This is a genomic window from Sphingobium sp. AntQ-1 (assembly GCF_028538045.1).
Classification (GTDB): domain Bacteria; phylum Pseudomonadota; class Alphaproteobacteria; order Sphingomonadales; family Sphingomonadaceae; genus Sphingobium; species Sphingobium cupriresistens.
In genome coordinates, this window is sequence record NZ_CP117159.1 from 92954 (window position 1) to 117973 (window position 25020).

Annotated in this window: 19 protein-coding genes; 5 read left to right on the top strand and 14 right to left on the bottom strand. The window is 62.9% G+C overall.

Going from position 1 to position 25020, the window contains the following annotated elements:
* Positions 1-10: 10 nt before the first annotated feature.
* Positions 11-664 (bottom strand): TetR/AcrR family transcriptional regulator, encoded by a 654-nt coding sequence (locus sphantq_RS19240; RefSeq protein ID WP_272800459.1) that lies wholly within the window; start codon positions 662-664, stop codon positions 11-13.
* 78 nt (positions 665-742) lie between these two features.
* Between sphantq_RS19240 and sphantq_RS19245 the strand changes: the two genes are divergently transcribed.
* The 3 genes from sphantq_RS19245 (at position 743) to sphantq_RS19255 (ending at position 3907) form a co-directional block, all read left to right on the top strand.
* Positions 743-1681 (top strand): Rieske 2Fe-2S domain-containing protein, encoded by a 939-nt coding sequence (locus sphantq_RS19245; RefSeq protein ID WP_272800460.1) that lies wholly within the window; start codon positions 743-745, stop codon positions 1679-1681.
* Between the two features lie 14 nt (positions 1682-1695).
* Positions 1696-2769: an aromatic ring-hydroxylating dioxygenase subunit alpha gene (locus sphantq_RS19250; RefSeq protein WP_066607822.1), complete on the top strand. Its 1074-nt coding sequence runs from the start codon at positions 1696-1698 to the stop codon at positions 2767-2769.
* A 61-nt stretch (positions 2770-2830) separates the two neighbouring features.
* Entirely contained in the window at positions 2831-3907 is a 1077-nt protein-coding gene (locus tag sphantq_RS19255) for an LLM class flavin-dependent oxidoreductase (protein ID WP_066607820.1), read from the top strand.
* A gap of 60 nt (positions 3908-3967) precedes the next feature.
* Here sphantq_RS19255 and sphantq_RS19260 read toward each other — a convergent pair whose 3' ends face one another.
* From sphantq_RS19260 to sphantq_RS19300, 9 genes are all read right to left on the bottom strand, one after another.
* The gene (locus tag sphantq_RS19260) at positions 3968-5635 is read right to left on the bottom strand and encodes an FAD-dependent oxidoreductase (protein ID WP_272800461.1); all 1668 of its coding nucleotides are present in this window, start codon (positions 5633-5635) and stop codon (positions 3968-3970) included.
* A gap of 35 nt (positions 5636-5670) precedes the next feature.
* Positions 5671-6591, bottom strand: coding sequence for a TIGR03619 family F420-dependent LLM class oxidoreductase (locus sphantq_RS19265; RefSeq protein ID WP_066607816.1), 921 nt, complete (start codon positions 6589-6591; stop codon positions 5671-5673).
* 82 nt (positions 6592-6673) lie between these two features.
* A complete protein-coding gene (npdG, locus tag sphantq_RS19270; protein ID WP_129926253.1) occupies positions 6674-7330 on the bottom strand; it encodes an NADPH-dependent F420 reductase in 657 nt (218 codons plus the stop codon).
* Positions 7327-8157: an SDR family NAD(P)-dependent oxidoreductase gene (locus sphantq_RS19275; protein ID WP_129926252.1), complete on the bottom strand. Its 831-nt coding sequence runs from the start codon at positions 8155-8157 to the stop codon at positions 7327-7329. The genes npdG and sphantq_RS19275 overlap by 4 nt, the downstream gene beginning before the upstream one ends.
* Complete coding sequence (gene cofH / locus sphantq_RS19280) at positions 8154-10493, bottom strand: 5-amino-6-(D-ribitylamino)uracil--L-tyrosine 4-hydroxyphenyl transferase CofH (protein WP_129926251.1); 2340 nt, start codon at positions 10491-10493, stop codon at positions 8154-8156. Before cofH ends, sphantq_RS19275 begins: the two co-directional genes overlap by 4 nt.
* A gap of 69 nt (positions 10494-10562) precedes the next feature.
* On the bottom strand, positions 10563-12896 hold the full coding sequence (locus sphantq_RS19285; RefSeq protein ID WP_207212375.1) for a TonB-dependent receptor: 2334 nt from the start codon (positions 12894-12896) through the stop codon (positions 10563-10565).
* A 221-nt stretch (positions 12897-13117) separates the two neighbouring features.
* Entirely contained in the window at positions 13118-14212 is a 1095-nt protein-coding gene (locus tag sphantq_RS19290; protein ID WP_129926249.1) for a CaiB/BaiF CoA transferase family protein, read from the bottom strand.
* Positions 14212-15141, bottom strand: coding sequence for a 3-keto-5-aminohexanoate cleavage protein (locus tag sphantq_RS19295; RefSeq protein WP_129926248.1), 930 nt, complete (start codon positions 15139-15141; stop codon positions 14212-14214). Before sphantq_RS19295 ends, sphantq_RS19290 begins: the two co-directional genes overlap by 1 nt.
* Positions 15142-15222: 81 nt before the next feature.
* A complete protein-coding gene (locus sphantq_RS19300) occupies positions 15223-17907 on the bottom strand; it encodes a LuxR C-terminal-related transcriptional regulator (RefSeq protein ID WP_242495989.1) in 2685 nt (894 codons plus the stop codon).
* A 221-nt stretch (positions 17908-18128) separates the two neighbouring features.
* Here sphantq_RS19300 and sphantq_RS19305 point away from each other — a divergent pair, with 221 nt between their 5' ends.
* Together sphantq_RS19305 and sphantq_RS19310 are read left to right on the top strand one after the other, a co-directional pair.
* Positions 18129-19130 carry a quinone oxidoreductase family protein gene (locus tag sphantq_RS19305; RefSeq protein WP_066607798.1) on the top strand — a complete coding sequence of 334 codons (1002 nt, stop codon included), beginning with the start codon at positions 18129-18131 and terminating at the stop codon, positions 19128-19130.
* The gene (locus sphantq_RS19310) at positions 19127-19903 is read left to right on the top strand and encodes an SDR family oxidoreductase (RefSeq protein ID WP_272800462.1); all 777 of its coding nucleotides are present in this window, start codon (positions 19127-19129) and stop codon (positions 19901-19903) included. The genes sphantq_RS19305 and sphantq_RS19310 overlap by 4 nt, the downstream gene beginning before the upstream one ends.
* Positions 19904-19958: 55 nt before the next feature.
* Here sphantq_RS19310 and sphantq_RS19315 read toward each other — a convergent pair whose 3' ends face one another.
* The 4 genes from sphantq_RS19315 to sphantq_RS19330 are packed head-to-tail and all read right to left on the bottom strand — an operon-like array spanning position 19959 to position 25003.
* Complete coding sequence (locus sphantq_RS19315; protein WP_066607793.1) at positions 19959-20786, bottom strand: SDR family NAD(P)-dependent oxidoreductase; 828 nt, start codon at positions 20784-20786, stop codon at positions 19959-19961.
* 18 nt (positions 20787-20804) lie between these two features.
* The gene (locus sphantq_RS19320; RefSeq protein WP_272800463.1) at positions 20805-21659 is read right to left on the bottom strand and encodes a MaoC/PaaZ C-terminal domain-containing protein; all 855 of its coding nucleotides are present in this window, start codon (positions 21657-21659) and stop codon (positions 20805-20807) included.
* A 21-nt stretch (positions 21660-21680) separates the two neighbouring features.
* Positions 21681-22838, bottom strand: a complete 1158-nt coding sequence (locus tag sphantq_RS19325) for an acyl-CoA dehydrogenase family protein (protein ID WP_129926245.1) — start codon at positions 22836-22838, stop codon at positions 21681-21683.
* Entirely contained in the window at positions 22835-25003 is a 2169-nt protein-coding gene (locus tag sphantq_RS19330; protein WP_272800464.1) for a 3-hydroxyacyl-CoA dehydrogenase NAD-binding domain-containing protein, read from the bottom strand. Before sphantq_RS19330 ends, sphantq_RS19325 begins: the two co-directional genes overlap by 4 nt.
* Between the last annotated feature and the right edge of the window lie 17 nt (positions 25004-25020).

Genomic DNA, 25020 nt, shown 5'->3' on the forward strand with positions numbered 1-25020 from the left:
GCAACGCGGGTCAGCGAATGGGCGGAAGCAGCGCGGCGAGAAGAAATCCTGCCAGTCGTTCGGCTTGCGCGGTGGCGTGGATGGCATCCACTTCCCGCCCCGCACCGATCCGCTGCTGCATCGGCACCGCACAGAAATAATAGCCTACCCCCTGCACCAGCAGCGCCATGAGCGCCGCGGTAGACAGGTCATGCACAGGCCGTTGCCGCTTCACTGCGTCCAGCAGGTCGTCCAGGCGGCGCTGGAACGGCAGCACGAAGCGTACAACGATATGGTCGAGTCGCCAGGTCGACCGGCACCCTTCGACATTGGTAAGCGACACAATGTCTCCGTTGCTGGTCGCCCACAGACAAAAGCGCTGGATCAGATGGCGCAGCCTGACTTCGGGATCGGCCGGCTCGTCGAAGGCCGCTTCGACGAAAGGGGACGCCTGCGCCATGCGCCAGTCGACAGCGCGCACCCACAGATCCTCCTTTCGCCCGAAACGGACGTTGAGCAGATTGTGGCTGACGCCCAGCCGTTTCGACAGGTCGCGCAGCGTCGTCCCCTCATAACCGCGTTCGGCGAAGGTAGCGAAGGCCAGGCCGAGCAGCCGGTCTTCGTCCACAGCCTGAATAGCGTTGAGTGCGGGGCGGCCGCGGGCGCGCTGGGGTCGATCGAGCATCTGCTGATCCATAGTGAAAAGACGTTGACATATAAATTGTCATACGTCAATTTAATCGCAGGAGAAGGAAATACCGCTATGAGTCTCGCTACTGATCTTTGGTGGGCCGTCGCACGGTCGGAGGAAGTGACTTCCAAAAAGCCGCTGTCGGTCGATATTGGCGACCAGCCGGTCGTGCTGTGGCGCGACAATCAGGGGATCGCCCGCGCGCTGGAGGACCGTTGTCCCCATCGCCGCGCGCCGCTTTCGCTGGGCTGTGTCCGCGACAATGGGCTGATCCAGTGCGGCTATCATGGCTGGAGCTATGACGGCGAAACGGGGCGGTTGAAAGAAATCCCCAATATGAAGGATCAGCAGAAATTTCCGCCGATCTACAAGGCCAATGCCTTTGGCGTCAGCGAACAAGCGGGTTTCGTGCGCGTATGCCTCAATCCCAAGGCCGAAGCGCCGTTGAGCGCCGATCCCAAATATACCTATGTCGGCACCGTCAACGTCAGTTGCAGCCATCAGGAATATCTGAACGCCCTGTATGACGACCCTGCGCTGGTCATCGCCATTCGCGGCGTGCGATTCAGCCCTTATCTGATGGCCGAACTGCATGAAGAAGGCGGGATGTTGGTGATGGAGCGCAATTGCCAGTGGAATCCGCTGCACTGGCCTTCGCATTTCGTCGCCGAATTTCCGCTGACGCTTCTGACCCGCACGCATCCATCGACCGGCGAGACGCAACTGACGCTGCGCGACGATCAGTTTAATGATCTGCTCCATGCGGTGCTGTCGCCGGTTCCGTCGGCGCGCGGCGTGACCGCCGTTCGCTGGCGGGCGGAAATGGGGGTGCGCCATCCGGGCGTCCGCGGCGCGATCTTGCGCGGTATCAACCCCCTGTCGGTCCTTGCCACCATCGACGGGTCGAAACTGCGGACCACCAAGCCGACCGTATCGCTGCATGGCGAAGATTTGCGCGCCACCATGCTCGACGCCTCGCATAGCGCCCAAGACCAGACCCAGGCCGCCTGAAGGAGGATTTGAAGATGTTGGAAGTCGCCGACCGCCCCGTCTCGCCAGACGACAATGCCCCAGCCTCAACCGGGGGCAGCCCGATTGCGATGAATGTCGTCAATCGTTGGGTGCCGCACAATATCGTAATGCTCGACAGCTGGTTTCCGGTCGCACATGACTATTCCGTGAGCGGCAAGCCGGTCCGCCGCGCCATCTATTCGCACCCCATTTTCCTGTGGCGTGACAATGGCGTAGCAGTCGCCAGCGAATTTCACCCCAATGAACGGATCGCGCGCGACAAGAGCGCGCATACCGATGCGCGCGGCCGCTACCCGGTCATGGAACATTATGGCGTTGTGTGGGTGTGGTTGGGCAATCCGCTGGCCGCCGATCCGCGCCATTTGCCCAGCCTGCCCTTCCTGCCGCCCCAGGGTGGACTGCCTCGCCACATGACGGCGACGGTCCGCTTCGAAAGCTCCGCGCCGATCAGCCTGGAAAATCTGATCGACCTGACCCATGCCGATTTCCTGCACGCCGACGTGGTGGGCGATGAACGGTCGGACAGCGAGACGGTGGAAACCTATTATGATAGCGAAACCGTCACTATGGTGCGCACCTGCGTCAACAAATCGGTCGCGCCGGTGATGAAATTCTTTAGCGGTATCAAGCAGCCGACCCAGAATGTGCGGCAGGTGATCCGAATCTATCTGCGTTCGCATTGCGCGATCGCCTATGGCCGGTTCAGCCCCGGCGACGATGTGCCGCTGTTCCATCCTTGCACCCCCGAAACGCGCGATCGCACCCGGATGGAGATGGTGATGAACACCAGCAACGCCGGGCGGATGTTCCGCCATGTCATGCCCAAGGCCGGGTATAAGGTGTCGCGGCAGGACAGCTATATGACCTCCCCGCAAAGTCCCCGCTATATGCGCCATACCGACCGCAAGGATCTGCACAGCAAGTTCGACCAGGCCGGGCAGCGCTATCGCATGGCGATGATGGAACTGGCCGAGCGGCAGGCGAAGGGCGATTTTGCCTATCGCGACAATGTGAGCGACGATTGCAGCGAAATCATCGGCCTGCGTAAGGAACTGTTCCAGTTCTGATACCCCCCTCCCCCCTGAAGGGCGGACCCTCTGGTCCGCCCCGCTTTTTTCAGGAACAGAGATGACATATCCGGTCAATGCCGTCGGTGGCGAGCGCCGCTGGTGGGGCGTTATGCCGACCCTGCCCGCGCCGATGATGGCCGGGATCGGTCAACAGATGGAGCAGGTCGGTTTCGAAGGCTGTTTTTCGCTCCAGATTTACGGCCCGCCCTTCGTGCCGATGGCGGCCACGGCTGCAACAACCAGCCGTCTGAAGGTCGGCACCGGCGTCGCGATCGCAGGCACACGCAGTCCGGTCGAAACCGCCTATGCGGCAATGGATGTCGACCGGATTTCGGAAGGGCGCTTCGTCCTTGGTCTTGGTTCCAGCATCAAAAGCTGCGTCACGGGCATGTATGGCGAGCCCGAACGCAAATTGCTCACCCATCTGCGTGAAAGCGTCAAGGTGATCCGCTATGTCATCGCGAACGCGCATAAGGGACTCGATCCGATCGCGGGCGAATATTTCACTGCGGATTTCGCCGAAATGATGGTCACCGCGCCACCTGTTCGCACCGACATTCCGATTTGGATCGCCGCCTTGCAGGACAAGATGACGGCGCTGGCGCTGGAGGTCGGCGACGGGCTGATGGTCCATGCGCTGTGGTCGGCGGCCTATACCCGCAGCAAGCTGCCCTTTATCGAAGCGACCCTGGCGCAACACGGGCGCGCGCGCAGCGACATAGAAATTAACGCCTGGCCATGGATCGCGGTCAACGACGACAAGCAGAAGGCGATTGACGACAGCCGCGCGACGGTCGCGGCCTATTCGGGCTACAAGGAATATGAGCCGTTCTTTGAGGCGATTGGCTTTGGCGACCAAGCCCGCGCCTGCCAACTCAGCCTGGGCGAACATGGCGACATCGCCAATGTGGTTGGCAATGTCCCGGACGAGATGGTCGAAGCGTTCGTGACCTGCGGCCCGGTGGACGAGGTGCTGGAAAAGATCGAACCTTTTTGGGACGTTGTGGATTCGCTCTGTCCGATGACGCCCTATCGCGATCTGACGATGGAGCAGATGACGCAATATAATGCGGGTCTGTACGCGCTGGTCGCCACGGCAAAAGCGCGGGCCGGAGCAGTCGCCGAACCAGTTTGAGAGGCGGATAAGTAACAGGCCCGCGCTATTACCGATAGCGCGGGCCTTGCCTTGTGCCGGTCAGGCGGGAACCAGCGCCTCGGCCCCGAATGCGGCCATCGCCTGCCCGGCGATATAGCCGGTGACCATGGCCGGACCGACATTGCAGCCATGGGCGGGCGACTTGCCCCGCCAGATCGAATTGGCGTCGAGGCCTGCGGCATAAAGGCCCGCAACCGGCGCGCCACCGGTGCCAATCACCCGACAATGCGCGTCGATCTTCAAGCCCACCGTGGTCGATCCATCACCGGGATGGATCTTGATCGCATAGAAGGGCGCCTTCTCGACACGGCCCAGGCACGGATTGGGTTTGTGCTTCGGATCGCCGATTTCGATGTCAATCTGGGTGTCGCCCTTGCCGAAATCGGGGTCTTTGCCTGTTTCGGCATAGCGGTTCATCTTGGCCACGGTCGAAAGCAGGCCGTCGCCATCGACACCGATCTTGTCGGCCAGTTCGCGCAAAGTGGGTGCCTCGATCACATAGCCTGCCGCGATCAGCTTTTTGAGGCCGCCACCACCCGGCAGCACCATCCCCATGCCATAGGTTTTGACGAAATGCGCGTCGCCGATGATGTGGGCCGGCACCGTGCCGGTGGCGTGCATCGCCTCTACGAAATGGACCGAGGCTTCGTTGCCAAAGCGCTCGCCCTTCGCGTTGACGGCGATGCAGCCGGGTTTCGACATGTCGATCAGATGGGCGTAGCGGGCGACATAGCCGTCTGGCCGGGTCATGGTCGATACGACCGCCCAGACCGCGTTGACGAGGTTGTCGCCGTCCAGCGACGCGCCAACCTCCAGGCCCATATTCATGCCGTCGCCGGTATTTTCATAGGGCAGGATCGAGACATGCTGCTCCGCAAACGGAATATAGGCTTTGCGCAATTGTTCGCTGGCGGAAAAGCCGCCCGCCGCCAGCAGCACGCCGACCCTGGCCGCGATCTCTTCGCCATCCACGCGCACGCCGGTCACGCGGCCATCACTGACCAGCAGGCGATCGACCGCCGCGTCCTTGCGCAGGGTGATGCCCGCGTCGAGCGCCGAGCGCAGCAGCCGCGCGACGAGCGCATTGCCCATGGTCAGCCGCGTACCGCGCGGGTAGCGGCGCAGCTTGTCGGCACCGAACTTCGCGGCCAGCTTACCGAAATGGAACAGGGATTTGGGTGATGGCATCGTCGCCAGATAGGGCAGATCGAACAGGTCGATCATGAAGCCGCCGGGGGAGTTGAATTCCTCACGCGCGGGGCGCAGGTCGGCGAAATGCGCGCCGAGCAACTTGCCGTCATATTCCTGGGGCGAGAGGAGACGGCCCTGGTCGGCGGCCCCTGCGATGTCGGGATACCAGTCGCTGCTGGGCGGGGAAAGGAGGAAGCGGACCGCGCTGTTGCGTTCCAGCCAAGCGACCATGGCCGGTGCCGTATCCAGATAGGCGTCGATCAGCGCCGGGTCGGCGCTCGGCCCGATGACGTCGAGCACATATTGGCGGGCAACCGCCGCGCTGTCATCGACGCCGGCGGCCTGCGCCTGCGGGCTGCCCGGCACCCAGATGCCGCCCCCCGATATGGCGGTCGTGCCACCGAAATGCGCGGCCTTTTCCAGCACCAGCACCGACAGGCCCGCCGCAGCGGCCCGCAGCGCCGCCGTCAGGCCCGCCGCGCCCGATCCGACGACGACCACATCATATTGGGTCATGATCTACTCCGATTCAGTATGCGGGTGGGCAATGCTCACACCTTGGGCATGATCTCTTCGGCCACCCAGTGCAGCCGTTCGATATATTCGGTGAGGCCCGTCATGCCCGGTGGCAGCGGCACGATCGTTTCGTTCACGCCCAGATCCTTCAGCCAGCCGATCTGGTCGATGATCTTCTGCGCATTACGGGTGCCGGGCGCGCGGGGATCGTCCATGATTTCGTGATGGGCGCCGACATTGAGCATTTCGAGCGCGAAGAACAGGTCGATCGGGCGGCCATCATAGGTCGGCTGGGTGCGGATGAGGTCGAGGCATTGGGGGAATTTTTCGGGCGGGGTGCGGAAAGGCGACCAGCCGTCGCCGAATTTCGCGACACGCTTCAAGACCGGTTCCGCGTCGCCGCCAAACCAAATCGGCAGGCGCGGCTGCTGCACCGGCTTGGGCGCGAAGCCGACATTCTTGAAAGAAACAAATTCGCCCTCGAAGGTCGGCGTGTCGGACGTCCACAACTCGATGATCGCGGCGACATATTCGTCCGCCATGCGCCCGCGATTGTGGAAATCGACGCCCAGCATGTCGAATTCCTCCTTCAGCCAGCCGACCCCGAACAGCGCGGTGGCGCGGCCGCCGCTCAGCCAGTCGAGCGTGGACCAGGCCTTAGCCTGCACGATGGGGCTTTGCAGCGGCAGAATGGAGACGGACGAACTGACCCGCATTTTCGCGGTGCGCCCGGCAAGGAAAGCCAGCGCAACGGTGCCATGGACATAATGGTCGCCCGACAGCGCGACATGTTCCTGCGGGATGATGAAATGCTCGCCCAACATACATTTGTGAAAACCCAGATCATCCGCGATCTTGAGCACATGGCCTATGTCATCGCCGGTCAGCGCATGTTCCCATGGTTGCGTCATCGCCGCGACGTGCATCGAATTGGGCACACCGATGTTGAGCTTCATTCCTCTATCCCCTTGGTCACTTATGCCGGACAAAATGGCGCACCCGGCGCCACCCTCGCACCTTCCGCCCGGAAGGGGGCGGTCAATCGGCGGGCGGGATCAGGTCGCCGGTGATGCGGATGCCAGCGCCATCTACCTTGTAGGTCTTGTTGAGAAAGATGAGGATGGACGTCAGCGCTTCGGCCGCGGCGGCATTGCACAGCGCGCCGCCATGCAGGCCGCGCAGGCCCATCGCGTCGGCCAGCGCCACGACCTGACCACGCGCCGCCTTGTCATCGCCGAACACCAGCACGTCGCAGCCGACATCGACATCCTTGGCCAGCTTGTGCGCGGCGACATTGTGGAAGGCCGACACAAGCGTCACGCCCCCGCCCAGCGCTGCCTGCGCCCGCAGCGCAGCGGAGCCTTCGGCGGGAAGCTGCACGCGCATCACCTTGGGCGGGACCAGCGGGACCGTGGTGTCCACGACGATCTTGCCCGCGACATGGGGCGCGATGTCGCGCAACGTCGCGTCCTGCGCGGCAAAGGGCACGGTGACGATGACGATGTCCGCCCCCGCCGCCGCCTCGATATTGGTCGCGCCCGAAAGGCCGTGGCCAAGCTCTGCGGCCGCCTTTTGCGCGCCGTCGGCGCTGCGCGACCCGATGACGACGGGATAGCCCGCGCGGGCGAGGCGCCAGGCGATCGCCGCGCCCAGATTGCCGGTGCCGCCGACTACGGCGATAGCAGGAAGGCTCATGCCGGTGTCCCCGTCTGCATCGCGGCGAAGCGCATCATGTCCGCATAGACCGCCGAATGGGATGTGAAGCCGCCATCGGCGACGATCGACGCGCCGGTGACATAGCGCGCCTGATCGGACGCGAGGAAGGCGACGACTTCGGCGATATCTTCGGGGCGACCCAGATAATCGACCAGATTATGTTCGGTCATCAGCTTCTGGGCCTCCAGCGGCATATTGTCATCCAGCGCTTCCGTCATCACCAGCCCGACCACGACCACGTTGGAGCGGATGCCCTGCTTGCCATATTGGGTGGCGATATATTTGGAGAGGCCCAGCATCCCGGCCTTGGTCGTGCCATAAGCGGGATAGTCGAGGTCGCCCGCCAGCCCCTTGCCGGAGCCTGTGAAAACGATCGACCCGCCGCCTGCCGAAAGCAGATGGGGAATGGCGTGCTTGGCGCATAGCATCGACCCGCGCAGGTTGGTGGCGAAGGTGCGGTCCCAGAAAGCGACGTCCATGTCCGCGATCAGCGCGTCTTCGTGCATCAGGCCGGTCTGGGCGGCGTTGCTGTGCAGGATATGGAGACCGCCGAAATGGTCGACCACCCTGGTTATGCCCGCCGCGATCGAGGCTTCCTCCATCACGTCCATGGCGACGGCCAGCGCCTGCCCGCCTGCGGCGGTGATTTCTTCCACGACATGGGCGAGCCGCGCCTCGGTGCGTCCGGTGATCGCGACCTTCGCGCCGCGTTGCGCCATCATCAGCGCGGTGGCGCGGCCGATGCCGCTGCCGCCGCCGGTGATGATCGCCACCTTGTCCTTCAGGGGGTGCAACAGATCGGTCATAGAGACTCCGTGATGTGGGTTTGCCGGGGCAATACCGGCTCGTAAAGGGTGGTGCGCTGACGCACCGGGCGGCCGACCGAAGCGGCCAGCGCGCGCATTTCCGCCGGGCCAAATTCCTGGCCGTTGACGCCGCCCGCCGCGCGGGTGATCGATTCATCCATCAGCGTGCCGCCCATGTCATTCGCGCCCGCATTCAGGATCGCCGCCGCACCCTCCGGTCCCATCTTGACCCAGGACACCTGGATATTGGGGATCAGCGGGTGCAGCACGATGCGGGCGATGGCATGCATCAGCACCGCCTCGCGATAACTTGGTCCCGACCGGGCCAGCCCTTTGCGCCAGATCGGCGCTTCCATATGGACGAACGGCAAGGGTACGAATTCGGTAAAGCCGCCGGTCTGTTCCTGCAAGGCGCGGATGCGCAGCAGGTGGCGCGCCCAGTGGCGATAGCCCTCGACATGGCCGAACATGATCGTCGCGGTGCTGCGCAGGCCGATGCCATGGGCGACGCGCATCACCTCGATCCACTCGTCCGCGCTGACCTTGTCCGGGCAGATCAGGGCGCGGATTTCGGGGTCGAGTATTTCGGCCGCGGTGCCGGGCAGCGTGGAGAGGCCCGCCGCCTTCAACCGCGCCAGATAATCCTCCAGCGGCAGGCCCAGCGTCTGCGCGCCATGGGTGACTTCCAGCGGAGAGAAGGCGTGGATATGGATATCGGGCGCGGCGTCGCGCACGGCCTTTAGCACCGCCAGATAGGTGTTGCCGTCATAGTCGGGATGGATGCCGCCTTGCAGGCAGACTTCGGTCGCGCCGCGATTCCAAGCTTCCGCCGCGCGCCGCCCGACCTCGGCATAGTCGAGCCGGTAGGCGGGACCGCGCATCGCCTTCGTACTGCCCTTGGAAAAGGCGCAAAAGCCGCATTTGTAGAGGCAGATATTGGTATAGTTGATGTTGCGGTTGACGGCATAGGTCAGCGTCTCGCCAACGCTCTCCTGCCGCAGCCGATCAGCTTGGGCGACGATGGCGGCAAGGTCATGGCCCTCCGCATCGAACAGGGTTACGATGTTGCGCTCGCTCAGGCGCATACCCGCTTCGGCGTCGCGCAGGATCGCCTGCACCGATACCGACGCCTGGCCGGCATCGCCTCCGGTCAGCGCAGGCGCGGCATCGCCATGTCCGGCCGCCCAATCGTCGGGCTTGGGCAGGCCACGTCCGTCGATAGCGCGCAGGATGTTGGTCGCGACCGCGGGGGCGGCCCAATCCCGTGCCGCCAGCGCATAGCGTGGCCCGATGGCGAGCCGCTGGGCCAGCGTGCGGCCAGCGGCGCGGGTAGCCTGCGCCAATGTCTCCAGATGCGGCCAAGGCGCTTCGGGGTTCACATGGTCGGGCGTCACGGGCGACACCCCACCCCAGTCATTCACTCCGGCCCGGATCAGAGGGGCGAGATCGACCTGGTCGTGCAGGTTGGGCGGCGCCTGGATCGTCATCTCCGGCCCCAGGATCAGCCGCGCGGCGGCGATCGCCCACAGATGGTCGTCGAGCGCCGGTTCGGTATGATCGGCCATCCGCGTGCCGGGCTTGGCTCGGAAATTCTGGATGATGACTTCCTGAATATGGCCATATTGGCGATGTAGATCGCGGATGGCGACGAGCGCTTCGACCTGTTCGTCGCGGGTATCGCCGATGCCGATCAACAGCCCGGTCGTGAAAGGCACTTTGGCGCGGCCCGCCTCGGCGATCGTGGCCAGGCGACGCGCGGGCTCCTTGTCGGGCGAGCCGAAATGCGGCCCACCGCGCGCGCACAACCGATCGGCGCTGCTTTCCAGCATGATGCCCATGGATGCGGCATGAGGCCGCAGCAGGGCATAATCGGCCGCATCCATCAGGCCGGGGTTGAGGTGGGGCAGCAGGCCGGTCTCTTTCAGGACCAGTTCGGCCATTTCGGCGAGATAGGACAAGGTCGAAGCGTGGCCCAGCCTGGCAAGCGCCTCGCGCGCAGCCCCGTAGCGGTCTTCGGGTCGGTCGCCCAATGTAAACAAGGCTTCCCGGCATCCCGCCGCGACACCGGCGCGCGCGATCGCCAATACTTGCTCACGGTTGAGATAAGCGTCTCCCGCCTGCGCGGGGGTGGTAGCAAAAGTGCAATAATGGCAGACGTCGCGGCATAACTTGGTCAGCGGGATGAACACTTTGCGCGAATAGGTGACGCGCGCGCCATGCCCCTCCACCGTCAATGCCTGTGCGGTCGTCATCATCGCGTCCAGACTAGTAGCACGCAGAAGGGCGCTGATGTCACCAGCGCCTGCTTCCCAGCGATGAAGATCGTCCAAAGTCACATCCTACTCCGCGCTTATGCTACCCCATCGCGGCGGCGGAGTAGAGCCTGTCCACTCCGCCGCCCATATTCAGAACCGATATTTCGCGCTGACGCCCCAGGTCCGCGGTTCCCCGGCATAGACCGAGCTGAGCGGGAAAGAGGCGAGTAGCACACTCGACGCGGAGAAATATTCCTCTTTGAAGAGATTTTTGACGAATACACCCAAGTCCAGGCCCGTTCCACCGATACCGCGCCAGTCGAGCCGGGCGTTGGCCAGCTTGTATCCGGGCAGCTTCTCACCGTTCTGACCACCGAAATCGTCGGTCATGAACAGATCGGCGTTGAAGGCGAGGTCGCCATCGGCTGGCCTGACGGGCAGGATCCAGCTGACGCTGGCGGTGCCGGAAAAGGTCGGCGAATAGGTGTTGATCTGAGCCTCGCCCACGGTAACCGCAGCCGGCAGGCCGGCGGGAACATCGACCTTTTCGACCTTCACGTTAGTATAGGCGGCATTGAATGCGACGGTCAGGTTGCGGCTGGGACTGATCGACGCTTCCAATTCCACACCCCAAATCCGCAGATCGGCGACATTCGCCGCCAGCGAACCGTTGGTCGGCGAATCCGGCGTACCATTGGGTACGATCGTCTGGGTGTTGAGGAATTGCAGCGCATTCTTATATTTGCTGTAATAGGCGGCCAGGTTCAACCGACCCCGCGCCGACCCGATATGATAGTCATATTTCGAGCCAACTTCGATGTCCGTGATCGTTTCTTCGTCGGTCTTCTGAAACGGGCGCAGATCAGGGCATATCCCGCCCGTAGCCGCGCAGGCAGCGTCGGTCCCGCCGGTCGTGAAAGGGGTTTCGAACAAGGGCGTGTTGATATTCACGCCGCGATACCCCCGGCGCGATGAAATATAGAGCAACCAGTCGGGCGTCGCCTTATAGTCCAGGCCAATGGTCCAGCTTGGCTCCTTACCCTTGTTGGATACGGTGCCGACGCCGTCGGCCAGACCCAGATTCGCAGTCGCAAGACAGGTATCTTCGTCTACATAGCTGGTACCGATTGTGCCGCCACAAGCCGACACCTTGTCCCAGCTGTAGCGCGCGCCAAGGTTCAACTTGAGCTTGTCGGTGATTTCGTAGCCGATCTGACCGTAGACCGCCCAATTCTTGTTACGGACATGGGCGCTAACTGCCGGGGCAGGCACGCCCCCCACCGAAAAGGCGGTAAATTGCGATCCGGTCGGCCCGGCGGACCTGTCGTCATTATAGAATATGCCGGTAATGAAGTTGAACGATCCGAAATCGCCCAGCAATTGCGTTTCGTTGGTCAGATATTGACGATCCAGCACGGATGCGGCGTTGAACAAAGTAAAGGGGACCGCCGCCGGGAACGGCGCGGGCAATCCGGTCGGGATCGACAGGTTCGGCAATGCGCCGGTGTTGATGAGCTGGTCGCTGAAATTCTTGCGGAAACCAAAGATATTGCGCAGAGTCAGATCGCCGAAGCTGAACGAGGTGTCGTTGGTGATCGACGTGGTCTTGCGGAATGCCCGCCCGCCATTGATACCGCCGTCGAACGAACCCCGGCGATTGGCGCGCTGCGTCTGGAGCGCCGCCTGCGCCTGCGGATCGAGCACGCCCAGACCAAAGGCGGCCAGCGGAAAATTCTGACGCAGCAGATATAACCCGCCGGCCAGTTCATCGCTTTTGAAATATTCGTAGACGGTCGTGCTTTTCAACCCCTCAACCGGCTCCAGCAGCAGCGAAAGGCGGAAGGCGTCCTGCTTGATATTGTCGAAGCCCGGCCCACCGTCGAACGCGATCGTCCGCGGATCCTGTCGCCGGATCTGGCCGGCCGCGCGAAAGGCGACCTTGTCCGCAATGATCGGAATGTTGATCGCGGCTTCCACTTCGCGATAGTCGAAACTGCCGTAAGTGCCCTCGACATAGCCTTCAAATTCATAGGTCGGCTTCTGGCTGCCGATCACCACCGCGCCGCCCAGCGTGTTGCGGCCAAACAGCGTCCCCTGCGGACCTTTGAGCACCTGTATGCTGCCGATGTCATAGGTCGGCACGTTGGAGCCGACGGACGGCAGCGGCGTATCGTTGAGATAGATGACCACGCCCGGCGTCACTTCACCCAGCGGCAACTGGCCGATGCCGCGCAGCGTCAGCGCCACATTGTCCTTGCCCCCTTCGGACGAGAAGGTGAAGCCCGGCGCGATCGTCTTGATGTCGCTGACCGTCTGGACCGTGCTGCGTTCCAGCGCTTCGGTGGAAAAGGCAGCGATGGAAACCGACACGTCCTGTAACCGTTCTTCGCGACGACGCGCAGTCACGACGATGTCGCCGCCGCTTGCGCTTTCGGCCTGCGGCGCAACGCCAGCGGCATCCTGCGCCCAAATCGGAGTCGCCATCGGTGCTACGGTCGACAAAAGGGCCAGTTTAAAAAAGCCGAATTTCATTCTCTCTCTCCCAGGATCATTGGGACCACCTGTTCTTTGCGCAGGCATCGTCCCGACGGAGCATAGAGGCCTTTGCGGCCGTTTTTCTCCACCTACCTTTCGGCAGGAATCATTGCACAGTTACAAACAAATCTGTCTATCGTTGTATTTATGGCGCAGCCGTCACAGATCGCTCAGGCCCAGCGGCGGACAAGGTCGGCAATGTCTGCGACCGCCGGTTCGGCGATCGCGCCCGACGTGCGATCAAGCCGTGGCGCAGGCGCGGGCTGGGCGCTTCCTCCGCGTTGGACAAAAGTGCCGCGCGCTCGATTGTGCGGATGTTCCGGCGCTTCGCCCATCGCCAGAACAGGGGTGACGCAGGCATCGCTGTCCGCAAAATGGGCGGCCCATGCGTCGCGCGGCCGCGTGGCGAAGGCGGCTTCGAAATCGGCTTGCATCGCGGGCCAGCCCGCCCGGTCATTCTGGTCGTACCGCCGATGGCCAAGACCAAGACCCTCAACCATCTGTGCGAAGAATTTGGGTTCCAGACAACCGACCGCGACATGCCGCCCATCCGCGCAGGCATAGCAGCGATAGAAAGGCGCCGCGCCATCCAGCAGGTTCGAAGCCGGTGCGTCCGTCCAAAGCCCCTTGGACTGCCATGCGTAAAAAAGGCTCATCAACGACGCCACACCGTCCGTTATGCAAGCATCGACCACCTGCCCCTGCCCGGTCCTTTGCGCCGATAACAGGGCGCTGAGCAGGCCGAAAATCAGGAACATCGCTCCGCCGCCATAGTCGCCCACCAGATTAAGCGGCACAAGCGGCGGCGCCCCTTGCGCGCCCATCGCGTGCAGCGCGCCGGTGATCGACAGATAATTGATGTCATGCCCCGCCCGCATCGCCATCGGACCAGATTGGCCCCATCCGGTCATACGGCCAAACACCAGCCGGGGATTGCGCGCCAGGCAAATGTCGGGACCCACGCCAAGCCGTTCCATGACGCCGGGCCGATAGCCTTCGATCAATCCATCAGCGCACGCGATCAGGTCGAGCAATCGTGCGCGGTCATCCTCCCGTTTCAGGTCCAGATAGGTGACGGTGCGGCTGCGATGCAGAATGTCGCCGCCGACATCCTCCCAATCGCCTACGCCCGCAGATGGCGGGCGCGCCACGCGCACGATTTGCGCCCCCATGTCCGCCAGCAGCATCGCCGCCAGCGGCACCGGGCCGATCGCGTCGATTTCGACGATACGGATACCCGCAAGAGGTCCGGATGGCTGCGTCATCAGATGCTGGTCCGATCCGCACCCTTGAGGTCGAGAATGGCGCGCGCCTCGTCCGGGGTAGCGATTTCCAGCCCCATGCCTTCGATGATCTGCCGCGCGGTCGCGACCTGTTCCGCATTGGTCCGGGCCAGGCGACCGGGACCGCCCCATAGCGAATCTTCCAGCCCCACGCGCACATTGCCGCCCATCGACGCGGCCATTGCGACGATGCTCATCTGGCGCGCGCCTGCGCCCAGCACCGACCATTGATATTGATCGCCAAACAGCCGGTCGGCCGTGCGCTTCATGTGCATGATGTCGTCGGGATGGCTGCCGATGCCACCCAATATGCCAAAGCAGGTCTGGATGAACAACGGCGCCTTCACCAGTCCGCGATCGAGGAAATATTTAAGGTTATAGAGATGGCTGGTGTCGTAACATTCAAATTCGAACCGCGTGCCGAGCGGCGACAGCGTCGCCAGCAGATGCTCGATGTCCGCATAGGTATTTTTGAAAACCAGATCCCGCGACGCTTCGAGCGCGGCAGCTTCCCAGTCATGCTTGAAATCCTTGAACCGGTCCAGCATAGGAAACAGGCCAAAGCCCATCGTCCCCATATTCAGGCTGGCGACTTCGGGGGCGAATGTCTGGGCCGGGCGGATGCGTTCCTGCACGCTCATGGACGGATGGCCGCCGGTCGTCAGGTTGAGCACCGCATCGCTGCGCTGCTTGATAACCTGAAGGAAGGGCGCGAACAGGTCGGGATTCTGGTCGGGGCGCCCGTCGACGGGATTGCGGGCGTGTAGGTGGATGATCGCCGCCCCGGCCTCCGCCGCGCCGACGGCCGATTCCGCGATTTCCTGCGCCGTCACCGGCAGATAGGGCGACATGGACGGCGTATGGATTGCGCCGGTGATGGCGCAGCTGATGATGACTTTACGTTTGGCCATGATGGTTCCTTTCACGCAGCAGCGCGATGGCAGGCGCCCTGAGGCGCGCAATCTATCCTTCGATAGGCGCAGGACAAGCGATCAGGGCAGGATACCCAACTGGCGCGCGCGCAGCACCGCCTGCGGCCGCCGCCGCACGCCCAGCTTGTCATATATCTGCTGCATATACCATTTGACCGTGCCTTCGGTCAGTCCCAGCCGGTCCCCGATTTCGCGGTTGCGCAAACCGCCGCTGACCATGGTCAATATGTCAACTTCGCGATTGGCGAGGCGGCCGGTCAGGCCGAAATCATCCTGGTCATCCTCATCCGTTTCGATCTGCGGACCACTGCGCATCATCGACACCAATCGCACGGCGAAACGGTCAGCCGGGGTTTCCAGTTCCGGTCCCTGCGCATAGGCTTCGGTCAGTAGCGACGCGATCACTTCGCCTTCGTCGATGAAGGTGCGGACCCAGCCCGCCGGTTCGGCCATTTCCACAGCGGTGCGAACCGCCCGACGCGCTTCGGACCGATTGCCCTGCAACACGGCGATTTCAGCCAGCAGCAGTTCGAACGTGACCGCCGATCGCACAGCGCCTGCCCGCTTGACGAATTCCAGCCAGCGATGCGCGACCTTGCGCGCCCGGCCAAGCCGATGCCGCTGCATTTCGATCCGCAGCCAGGCGATCGCGATACTCTCGTTGCGACGGGTGGGGTGCAGCGTGGGGACCGGTTCGCCATCCAGTTGCGGATCGCCCGCCGCGAAATGCTGCTCTGCTTCCTCGATCTGCCCCGCCTTGATGAGCAAACGGACTTCTTCGGCCACGATGAACGCCCGCATCCGGTCCAGCCCACATTCGATCGCGACCAGATGCGCGTCGTTGAGCGTCGTGAGCGCGCCGGGCAGATCGCCACGCGCCGCGCGCAGACGGGCGTTGACGATATAGCCCGACGCCATCTGGTCCGCAAAGCCCCATTGCCGCACGACCGGCAGATGGCGTTCGACCAGATCGGTCGCACTGTCCATATCGCCAGCATCATAGAGAAGTTCCGCCATCGGCAGCGCGGGCAAGGCGGCAAGGCCCGATCCTTCGCCGTGTATCTCCCTGGCCAGCGTCAATGCCTCGTCCAGAAAACGATGCGCCAGTTGGGTCTTGCCCTGGGCCATCAATGTCGGGGCGACCGATGCCTTGAGCGCGATCGAAGCAAAGTCCGATCCCGGACGGGACAAGGCGCGCCGGGTTTCCGCCTCCAGTTTGAGCATGTCCTGAAAATGATAGAGTTCGCGGCGCGCCGACATCAGCTGCGCCAACAATGTGCAGCTCAGATAGGCATGGCTTTCGGCCATTTCGGCCAGCAGCGGCTCGGCCTCCGCCTCCACATTGACCATGTCGTCGCGCGCCGCGGCCAGCATCACGAGCCGATGTCGGATCATCAGGTCAAGCTGTTCGCTTTCATGGGCGGACATCGCATCGCCCTGACTGCGCGCATCATGGATCGAGCGCGCCGTGGCAATCAGCCGGTCGGCAGCGGCGAAGGATAATTGCCGTATCCGTCGCCACGCCAATGCCAACAACAAATAGGGATGCTGCGCCAGCACACTCCAGGGCAGATCCGCGCTCAGTTCGTCAATTCGGTAGAGATAGCCCGAATAGGTCAGCCGTTCGGCCAGCCGATCCAGTTGCGCGGCCAGGAAGCCCTGGTCCCCGCTCAAGCGCGCATGTTCGATCGCCGTTACGATGTCGCCGGTCTCCGCGAAATGGTTGCTCGCGCGGCAGTGCGTCATCGTGGCGCGGGCGGGCGCACGGTCCATCAGGCGACCCAGCACCATCTCGCGGAACAGGCGATGATAGGCGTAGCGGCCATGTTCCTGATCGACGGCGTTGAGAAACAGTCCCTGACGAAAGACATGATCCAGCATCACGCGCGCGTCTTCGTCTCCGGTGACCGCTGCGCAGGCCGACGGGGTCAGTTCGTCGAGGATCGACGTGTCGACCAGAAAGCGTCGCACATGGTCCGGCTGAAGGCCCAGGACTTCCTCGTGGAAATATTCCGCAAACTCCGGGCGCAGGCCGGTCAGCCGCAGATTGCCGCCGCCCTGCATCCCGCGCCGGTAGAGGTCGCACGCGATGACGACGCCCGACACCCATCCCTGCGTATCTCGCACGATGTCCTGCAAATCGCGCGAATCGATCGGCGCGCCGATGCTCTTAGTCACCAATTGGGTAGCTTCAGCCAAGGTGAAGGACAGATCGCTGTTGCCCACTTCGACCAGAAAGCCGAGCGCCCGCATCCGCGCCAGCGGCAGGCCGACGACGCCGCGCGCCGCCACGATCATCGTCAGCCCGTCGCGCGCGCTTGACGACAGTTGCGCGATGAAGGCGATGGTCTGTTCGTCGAGCAATTGGGCGTCGTCGATGATGATGACGGGCCTGGGTTCCACGACCGTCGATAACGTCCTGAGCCAGACCGCGTCATCGGCATCCCCGGCAAGGTCGGGCCAGTCGAGACGCAGAGCATTCCCCGCGGCCTTGAGCGCCAGCAGGAAGGATGTCTTGTTGCCGATGCCGGCCCGCGCCGCCAGCCACAGCACGGGCCGACCTTGCGCCCGCAGCCTTTCCGCCCAGTAAAGCATCGCCGTCGTCTTGCCGCTGCCAGCGGGGGCGGACACCATGGTCAGACGCGCTTGGGCGACCTTTTCGGTCAGGGCGGCCAGCGCCGGACGCTCGATCAGCGTCGGCGTTATCCGGGGCGGCAGGACGATCGTTGGGACCACAGCCATCATTCTCTCCTGTTCGTGCTGCGTGGCACGATTCGTTTTATCGTTCTAAATATATTCTGACCTGTGAAATCCTAAATGCAATCCCCTTTTCCTATCCTCAGATAGGTCATCATTCGCGCCAGATATTGTCCTGGGGAAACCTCAAGGCTGCGTCGCACACGCGCCGTCCATGAAAAAGGCAGGCGACCCGAACCGCCGGGCCGGCACATCAGGAAAGGTTGACCATGAAGGCCCTGTATCTCGAAAAGATCGACGGACCCGATTCCGTCGTGGTGGCGGACGTCGAAACGCCGGTGCCGGGGCCAGGCGAGGTCCGCGTCGCGATAAAAGCCGCGTCGGTCAACCACCGCGAATTGTTCATAACCCATGGCCAATATCCCGGCATGACCGTGCCCGTCACGCTGGGTTGCGACGGCGCGGGTGTCGTGGACATGATCGGAGAGAGCGTTTCAGGCGTCAGCGAAGGCGACGAGGTCGTCCTCTATCCTGCGCGCAATTGGGGTTCCAACCGCCACGCGCCCGCCGCCGATTTCGGCCTGCTGGGGATGCCCTTTGCTGGCACCATTGCCGAATATATCTGCGTGCCGGTCGAAAATCTGGCGCCAAAGCCTGCATTCATGAGCTTCGAGGAAGCGGGCGCCATGCCGTTGACGGCGCTCACCTCGTGGCGGGCGCTGATGTTCAAGGGGCGGTTGCAGGCGGGCGAAACGCTGCTCATCAGCGGCGTGGGCGGCGGCGTCGCCACGTTCGGTCTTGCCTTCGCGGTCGCCAAGGGCGCCAATGTCTATGTCACGGGCGAAAGTCAGGATGTTATAGACCGCGCCATCGCCATGGGGGCCAAGGGCGGCCTGCTCTACACCGATCCCGACTGGCGCAAACAGGTCGGCAAGCTGACCGGCGGCATCGACGTAGTGCTGGACGGCGCACCTTCGCCCAGCTTTTCGAACTATGTCCGCGCCATCAACCCAGGCGCGCGCATCGTCATCTATGGTTCGACGGCAGGGAACGAGATCAAGTTCAACGCGACCGACATATTCCTGAAAAGCGCCAGCATCGTCGGCAGCCAGGTCGGCGATCCGCAGGATTTCCAGGACATGCTGGCCTTTGCGGATGAACATAAGATCAAGCCGGTGATCGAGGCGTCCTATCCTTTGGCGCAGGCCAAGGAAGCGCTGCTCCACCTGCGCGACGCGCATAAATTCGGCAAAGTCGTGGTGACGATGTGAGCGACCTGTTCAGTCTTGCAGGCAAGCAGGCGCTCGTCACCGGCGGTGCGCAAGGGCTTGGCCGCATGATCGCCGAGGGGCTTCTGCGCGCGGGCGCAACCGTGGCGATCACATCGCGCAAAGCCGATATTTGTGAGGCCGCGGCCAGCGAAATGTCGGTACTGGGAAGGTGCATCCCCCTGCCTGCCGATCTGTCTACGCCGGAGGCGGCGGTCGATCTGGTGGCGCGCTATCGCAATACGATCGGCGCGTGCCACATCCTCGTCAATAATGCTGGCAAGACCTGGGGCGGCGATATAGACAATTTCCCCGACAAGGCATGGCCAGGCGTGATGGCCGTCAATGTACAGACCCCTTTCACCATGGTGCGTGAATTGCTGCCCGAATTGGGCGCCAGTGCGACTGCCGACGATCCTGCACGGATCATCAACATCGGTTCGGTCGCGGGCATGAAGACGGAGCGCTTGAACGCCTATAGCTACGCCGCCAGCAAGGCCGCCGTTCATATGATGACGCGCGACCTGGCCGGGGATTTGGCCGCGCGCAACATTACCGTAAATGCAGTCATTCCAGGCTTTTTCCCCACGAAGATGACGGCGCATATGCGCGACGACGACAATGTCGATCCGGGGCTTCTAGCCCATATCCCGCTGCGTCGCCTGGGCAAGCCGGACGACATCGCCGGTATCGTCATATTTCTGTGTTCGCGGGCAGGCGGCTATGTGACGGGCGCGCAAATTCCCGTGGATGGCGGCGTGGTCGGTTGCGGCTGAATTGAAAAGAAAGAGAGGGGGCGGTCGCGATGCCGGTTCGCCGCCCCCTTCCTCCCTATAATTGCCAGCCGCCACCCGCAACGATCACCTGGCCGGTGATATAATCGGCTTCCGGCAGGCACAGCAGATAGACAGCGCCCGCCGCTTCCTCCGGCGTTCCGGCACGGCCCAGCGGAATACCTTTTTCCATCGCTTCGAGAATTTCGTCGCTGACGCCGGCCTTGATGTCCTTGCCCTTGACATTGATGGTCGAACTGCCGGCCTCCCCTGCGGTCATCCGCGTCATGATCGCGCCGAAAGCAACGGCGTTGACCGTGACATTATAGCGCCCCCATTCCTTCATCACGGTCTTGGTCAGGCCGACGATCCCGGCCTTCCCCGCGGCATAGCCTGCCTGCCCGGCATTGCCCCCCAGCCCCGCGACCGATGAGATATTGACGACCGTGCGACGCTGCGCACGGCCATGTTCGGCAATTTCCGCCTTGGCCGCAGTGGCGATAACCGGTTGCGCGGCGCGCAGGATGCGGAACGGGGCGCTCAGATGCACGTCCAGCATCGCCATCCATTGTTCGTCGCTGGTCTTTTGCAGCACCGAGTCCCAGGCGTAACCGGCATTGTTAACGATGATGTCGATCGTGCCGAAGGCATCGACCGCGGCGGCCACAAATTTTTCGCCGAAATCCGCCGCCGTCACATCACCCACGCACACCACGGCACGCACACCCAGCGCCTCGATCTCCGCCGCAGTCGCCTGTGCGACATCATTGTCCAGGTCGTTGACTACGACATGCGCGCCATTGCCCGCCAGCTTGAGCGCGATCGCCTTGCCGATACCCCGACCGGAACCGGAAACCAGCGCGATCTTACCGTCCAATATTTTCACTTTGCTTCCCGTTCTTCTTCAAAATCCGGCGACGCACGCACGTCCGCCATCCATTACCACGACGCTGCGGTCGGGGATGCTTGCCCGAAACAATATGTTATCGCCATCGCGCCAGATTTCGGTCCGCACCGTTTCGCCCGGCCAGACAGGTGCGGTGAAACGTGCACTCATCCCGGTCAGCAGCGCCGCTTGGCCGCCGCAGCACAAGTGAACCAGCGCCCGGCTGACCAGCCCCATCGTCGCCAGCCCATGCAAAACGGGTCGATCAAACCCTGCCGATGCCGCCGTCCCTGCATCGACATGCAGCGGATTGCGATCCCCGGTCAGGCGATAGAGCAGCGCCTGATTGATCGCGGTCGGCAGATCGAGCAAGGCATGGGCCGGTTCGTCGGGCATCGTCGTCGCCATTTGGCCCGGCAAATCGCGCGGACCGCCAAAGCCGCCCGCGCCGCGCAGCACCCAGATTTCCTCCATCTCCGCGATCACCAGATCGGTCGGGGTCATCAGGGTCCGCTTGGCGCGCACCAGCGCAGCCTTGCCCGGTCCTTTGTCGGCGACATCGCCAATCTCTATCCGGCCATGCACCAACTGGCCCAGTTCCAACGGACGCAGCAGCCGCAAACTCTGCTCCCCGTGCAGGATGCGCGGCCAGTCCCAGCCCAGTTCGCCCGCCATCGGCCAGAAACCCGGTGTCCCCAGCACCAGCGCCATCGTCGGCAGCACTTCAAGGTCACGCTCGAACAGCAGATGCTGCTCGTCGATCGCACCCAGCCCGGCACCCACGCCCAGCGCGTAAAGGATGGCGCTGCGCGGATCGCAAATATCTTCCGCCGCCGGGACAGCAAAGCCCCGCAAACGATCAAGGTTCAACATCGGCACTCTCCCGGCAATGGCTCAGGACAGCTTGCGCTCGTCCAGACCCAGCCCGCGCCCGATAATTTCACGCATGATTTCGCTGGTGCCGGCGAAGATACGGCTGATCCGGGCGTCGGTATACATGCGGCTGATGCGATATTCTTCCATATAGCCCGCGCCACCGTGCAATTGTACGCACTCGTCCATCACCCGGCCTTCCAGTTCGCTGGTCAACAGCTTGGCCGCCGACGCATCCTCCGCCGTCAATTCGCCGGCGTTGAGCAGCAGGACGCATTGATCGACATAGGTTTGAAGCGCGTCCAGTTCGGCCCGCATCGACGCCATCTTGAACCGGCTGTTCTGGAACGCGCCGATCGGTTTGCCGAACGCCTTGCGCTCCTTCACATAATCTAGCGTGATGTCGAACGCGGTCTGCGCCGTCGCCATGAAGCCGATCGCGGCGACCAACCGCTCTTGCGCCAGGAAACGGGCCAGATATTTGAAGCCCTGCGTCGGATCGCCCAGCACATTGGCCTTGGGCACCTTCACGTCGTTGAAGAAGAGTTCAGCGGTATCCTGGGCTTTCAGACCCATCTTAGCGAGTTTGCGCCCGCGTTCGAACCCTTCCATGCCGCGTTCGACCACGAACAGGCCAAGACCGTGGCGGCTGTTGGGATCGGTGCGCGCGGCGACGATAACCAAATCACCCAATATCCCGTTGGAAATATAGGTTTTCGCGCCATTGAGCAGCCAATGGTCGCCCTGATCGGTGGCGCTGGTGCGCATCCCGGCCAGGTCGCTGCCGGTCGAAGGTTCGGTCATCGCGACGGCCAGGATTTTTTCCCCGCTGACGATGCCGGGCATCCAGCGATCCTTCTGTTCCTCCGTTCCCAGCTTGGCGATATAGGGCGCAACCAGATCATTATGCAGGTTGATGTAGAAGCCTACATCGCCATGCCGCATATTTTCTTCGATGATGATCTGTTCGAAGCGAAAATCGTCTATCCCCGCGCCGCCATATTTTTCGTCCGCCCAGGTGCACAGCAGACCGTTCGCGCCCGCCTTAAGATACAGGTCGCGATCCACCATGCCCTGCTCGCGAAAGCGCTCGGCATGGGCGCCGACTTCGGCGCCCATGAACTTGACCACGCTATCGCGAAACTGCTCATGCTCAGTTTCGAAAATCAGGCGTTTCATGCCGGAACCGGCTCCTTGACCGTGGTTTCGGTGGCGGCGGTGTAGAAATCTTCGCCCCTGGCCGCCTTGTCGCGCAACCAGGCGGACGGCAGGAAACGCGGACCGTAAAGCTGGGCCAGGCGGTCGGATTCCTGCACGAATTTTGCGATGCCGATCGTGTCGATATAGCTGATCGTGCCGCCGGTCCATGCCGGGAAGCCCCAGCCATAAATGGCGCCAAGGTCGGCATCCTGCGGCGTTTCCAGCACATTTTCTTCCAGGCAGCGGGCGGTTTCCATCGCCTGGGCATAGAGATAGCGCTGTTTCAGTTCCTCAATGTCCCAGCCAGCTTTGGTAGGGAAATGATCGGCCAATCCTGTCCACAGATGTTTCTTGCCGCCTTCGGGATAGTCGTAAAACGCTCCGCCCGTCTTGCGACCGGAGCGGCCAATTTCATCCTTCATCCGTCGCATGACGGCAACGCCGGCGGGCGGCGTGTAGGCGTCGCCCTCTTCCGCGATCGCCTGATCGACGATCTTGAGCGGCAGATCGAGCGTCAGTTCATCCAATAGAGCGAGCGGCCCGACTGGCATCCCCACTGCCTTTGCCGCATTCTCGATCACCGCAGGCGGTACGCCTTCGGCCAGCATCGCAGCGCCTTCGTGGATCAGCATCTGGAACACGCGGCTGGTGTAGAAGCCGCGGCTGTCGTTGACGACAATCGGTGTCTTGCGCAACTGGGCGATGTAATCGAGGCCCTTGGCCAGCGTCGCCTTGCTGGTTTGCTTACCCATGATGACCTCGACCAGTCCCATCCGCTCGACCGGCGAGAAGAAGTGCAGGCCGATAAACTGGTCGGGACGTCTGGAGGCCTGTGCCAGTTGGGAAATCGGCAGGGTGGACGTGTTCGACGCGAAGATGGCCGCTTCGGGCAACACCGCTTCGGCCTTGCGCGTGGTTTCGGCTTTGATCGCAGTGTCCTCGAACACCGCTTCGATCACCAGGTCGCAGCCGTCGAGGAGCGCGAAGTCGTCGGTCGGGGTAATACGGGCCAGGATGGCGTCGGCCTTATCCTGCGCTATCTGGCCCTTCTGCACCGACTTGCCCAGCACCTTGGCGGAGTAGTCCTTGCCCTTTTGCGCGGTCGCGGTGTCGCGGTCGATCAGCACGACCTCTATACCCGCATTGGCGGAGACATAGGCGATGCCCGCGCCCATCATGCCCGCGCCCAGCACGCCGACCTTCTTGACCGCGAATTTCTCAAAGCCTTCGGGACGGCGCGCGCCCTTTTCGGCGGCCTGCTTGGAAATGAAGGTCGTGCGGATGATGTTGCGCGCGACAGGATCGGTCAGCAGCCTGGCGAAATATTTGCCCTCGACGGTCAGCGCCTTGTCGAACGGCAGTTGCAGCCCCTGGAACACACAGTTGAGGATGGCGAGCGGCGCCGGCTGATTATAGCCGACCTTCGCTAGGCCGCCAGCCGCCATCATATAGGCGGCGGAGTCTTCCGGGACGGTCAGCCCTTTCTTCTGCGGCGGGGTCCACCCCTTGACGTCCCACGGCTTGACCGGATCGGGACCAGTAGCCAGCCAGGCCTTGCCCGCGTCGATCAGGGTGGCGGCAGGCACGACCTCATCGACGATCTTGAGCTTGAGCGCATCGGCAGGGCCGACCGAACGGCCGGAAAGCAGCAGGTCGAGCGCGGTTTTCATGCCCGCGATCAGACCCAGCCGTACCGTGCCGCCCGATCCAGGGAGCAGGCCCACATTGACTTCGGGCAGGCCGACCAGTGCCTTGGCATCGTCCGCCAGGATGCGCCGATGGCAGGCGAGCGCGAGTTCGAACCCGCCGCCGAGCGCCAGCCCGTTGATAGCCGCAACCCAGGGCTTGCCCGATTGTTCGATCGCGCGGTGCATGTCGGTCGCGCGCTTGGAAAAGGCGTAGGCTTGGCTGGGCGTCAGCGTACCGAAGCCGTTGACCAGTTGCTTGAGGTCGGCGCCCGCCATGAAGCTGGCCTTGGCCGATGTCAGGATGACGCCCTTGATGCTGTCGTCTTCGGCTATCTGCCGGGTCGCCGCTTCCATGTCGGCGATGAAAGCATCGTTGACGACGTTCATCGATCCTTCGGCGTCGAGGGTCAGGATCGCGAAGCCGTCATCGGCCTTTTGCAGTTGCATGGTCTTCATGGAATGTCCCGCTTCAT

Bases quoted from the DNA above. Each gene is read 5' to 3' on its own strand.
- sphantq_RS19240 (WP_272800459.1), bottom strand. From the start codon at position 664: ATGCTCGATCGACCCCAGCGCGCCCGCGGCCGCCCCGCACTCAACGCT.
- sphantq_RS19245 (WP_272800460.1), top strand. From the start codon at position 743: ATGAGTCTCGCTACTGATCTTTGGTGGGCCGTCGCACGGTCGGAGGAA.
- sphantq_RS19250 (WP_066607822.1), top strand. From the start codon at position 1,696: ATGTTGGAAGTCGCCGACCGCCCCGTCTCGCCAGACGACAATGCCCCA.
- sphantq_RS19255 (WP_066607820.1), top strand. From the start codon at position 2,831: ATGACATATCCGGTCAATGCCGTCGGTGGCGAGCGCCGCTGGTGGGGC.
- sphantq_RS19260 (WP_272800461.1), bottom strand. From the start codon at position 5,635: ATGACCCAATATGATGTGGTCGTCGTCGGATCGGGCGCGGCGGGCCTG.
- sphantq_RS19265 (WP_066607816.1), bottom strand. From the start codon at position 6,591: ATGAAGCTCAACATCGGTGTGCCCAATTCGATGCACGTCGCGGCGATG.
- npdG (WP_129926253.1), bottom strand. From the start codon at position 7,330: ATGAGCCTTCCTGCTATCGCCGTAGTCGGCGGCACCGGCAATCTGGGC.
- sphantq_RS19275 (WP_129926252.1), bottom strand. From the start codon at position 8,157: ATGACCGATCTGTTGCACCCCCTGAAGGACAAGGTGGCGATCATCACC.
- sphantq_RS19285 (WP_207212375.1), bottom strand. From the start codon at position 12,896: ATGGCGACTCCGATTTGGGCGCAGGATGCCGCTGGCGTTGCGCCGCAG.
- sphantq_RS19290 (WP_129926249.1), bottom strand. From the start codon at position 14,212: ATGACGCAGCCATCCGGACCTCTTGCGGGTATCCGTATCGTCGAAATC.
- sphantq_RS19295 (WP_129926248.1), bottom strand. From the start codon at position 15,141: ATGGCCAAACGTAAAGTCATCATCAGCTGCGCCATCACCGGCGCAATC.
- sphantq_RS19300 (WP_242495989.1), bottom strand. From the start codon at position 17,907: ATGATGGCTGTGGTCCCAACGATCGTCCTGCCGCCCCGGATAACGCCG.
- sphantq_RS19305 (WP_066607798.1), top strand. From the start codon at position 18,129: ATGAAGGCCCTGTATCTCGAAAAGATCGACGGACCCGATTCCGTCGTG.
- sphantq_RS19320 (WP_272800463.1), bottom strand. From the start codon at position 21,659: ATGTTGAACCTTGATCGTTTGCGGGGCTTTGCTGTCCCGGCGGCGGAA.
- sphantq_RS19325 (WP_129926245.1), bottom strand. From the start codon at position 22,838: ATGAAACGCCTGATTTTCGAAACTGAGCATGAGCAGTTTCGCGATAGC.
- sphantq_RS19330 (WP_272800464.1), bottom strand. From the start codon at position 25,003: ATGAAGACCATGCAACTGCAAAAGGCCGATGACGGCTTCGCGATCCTG.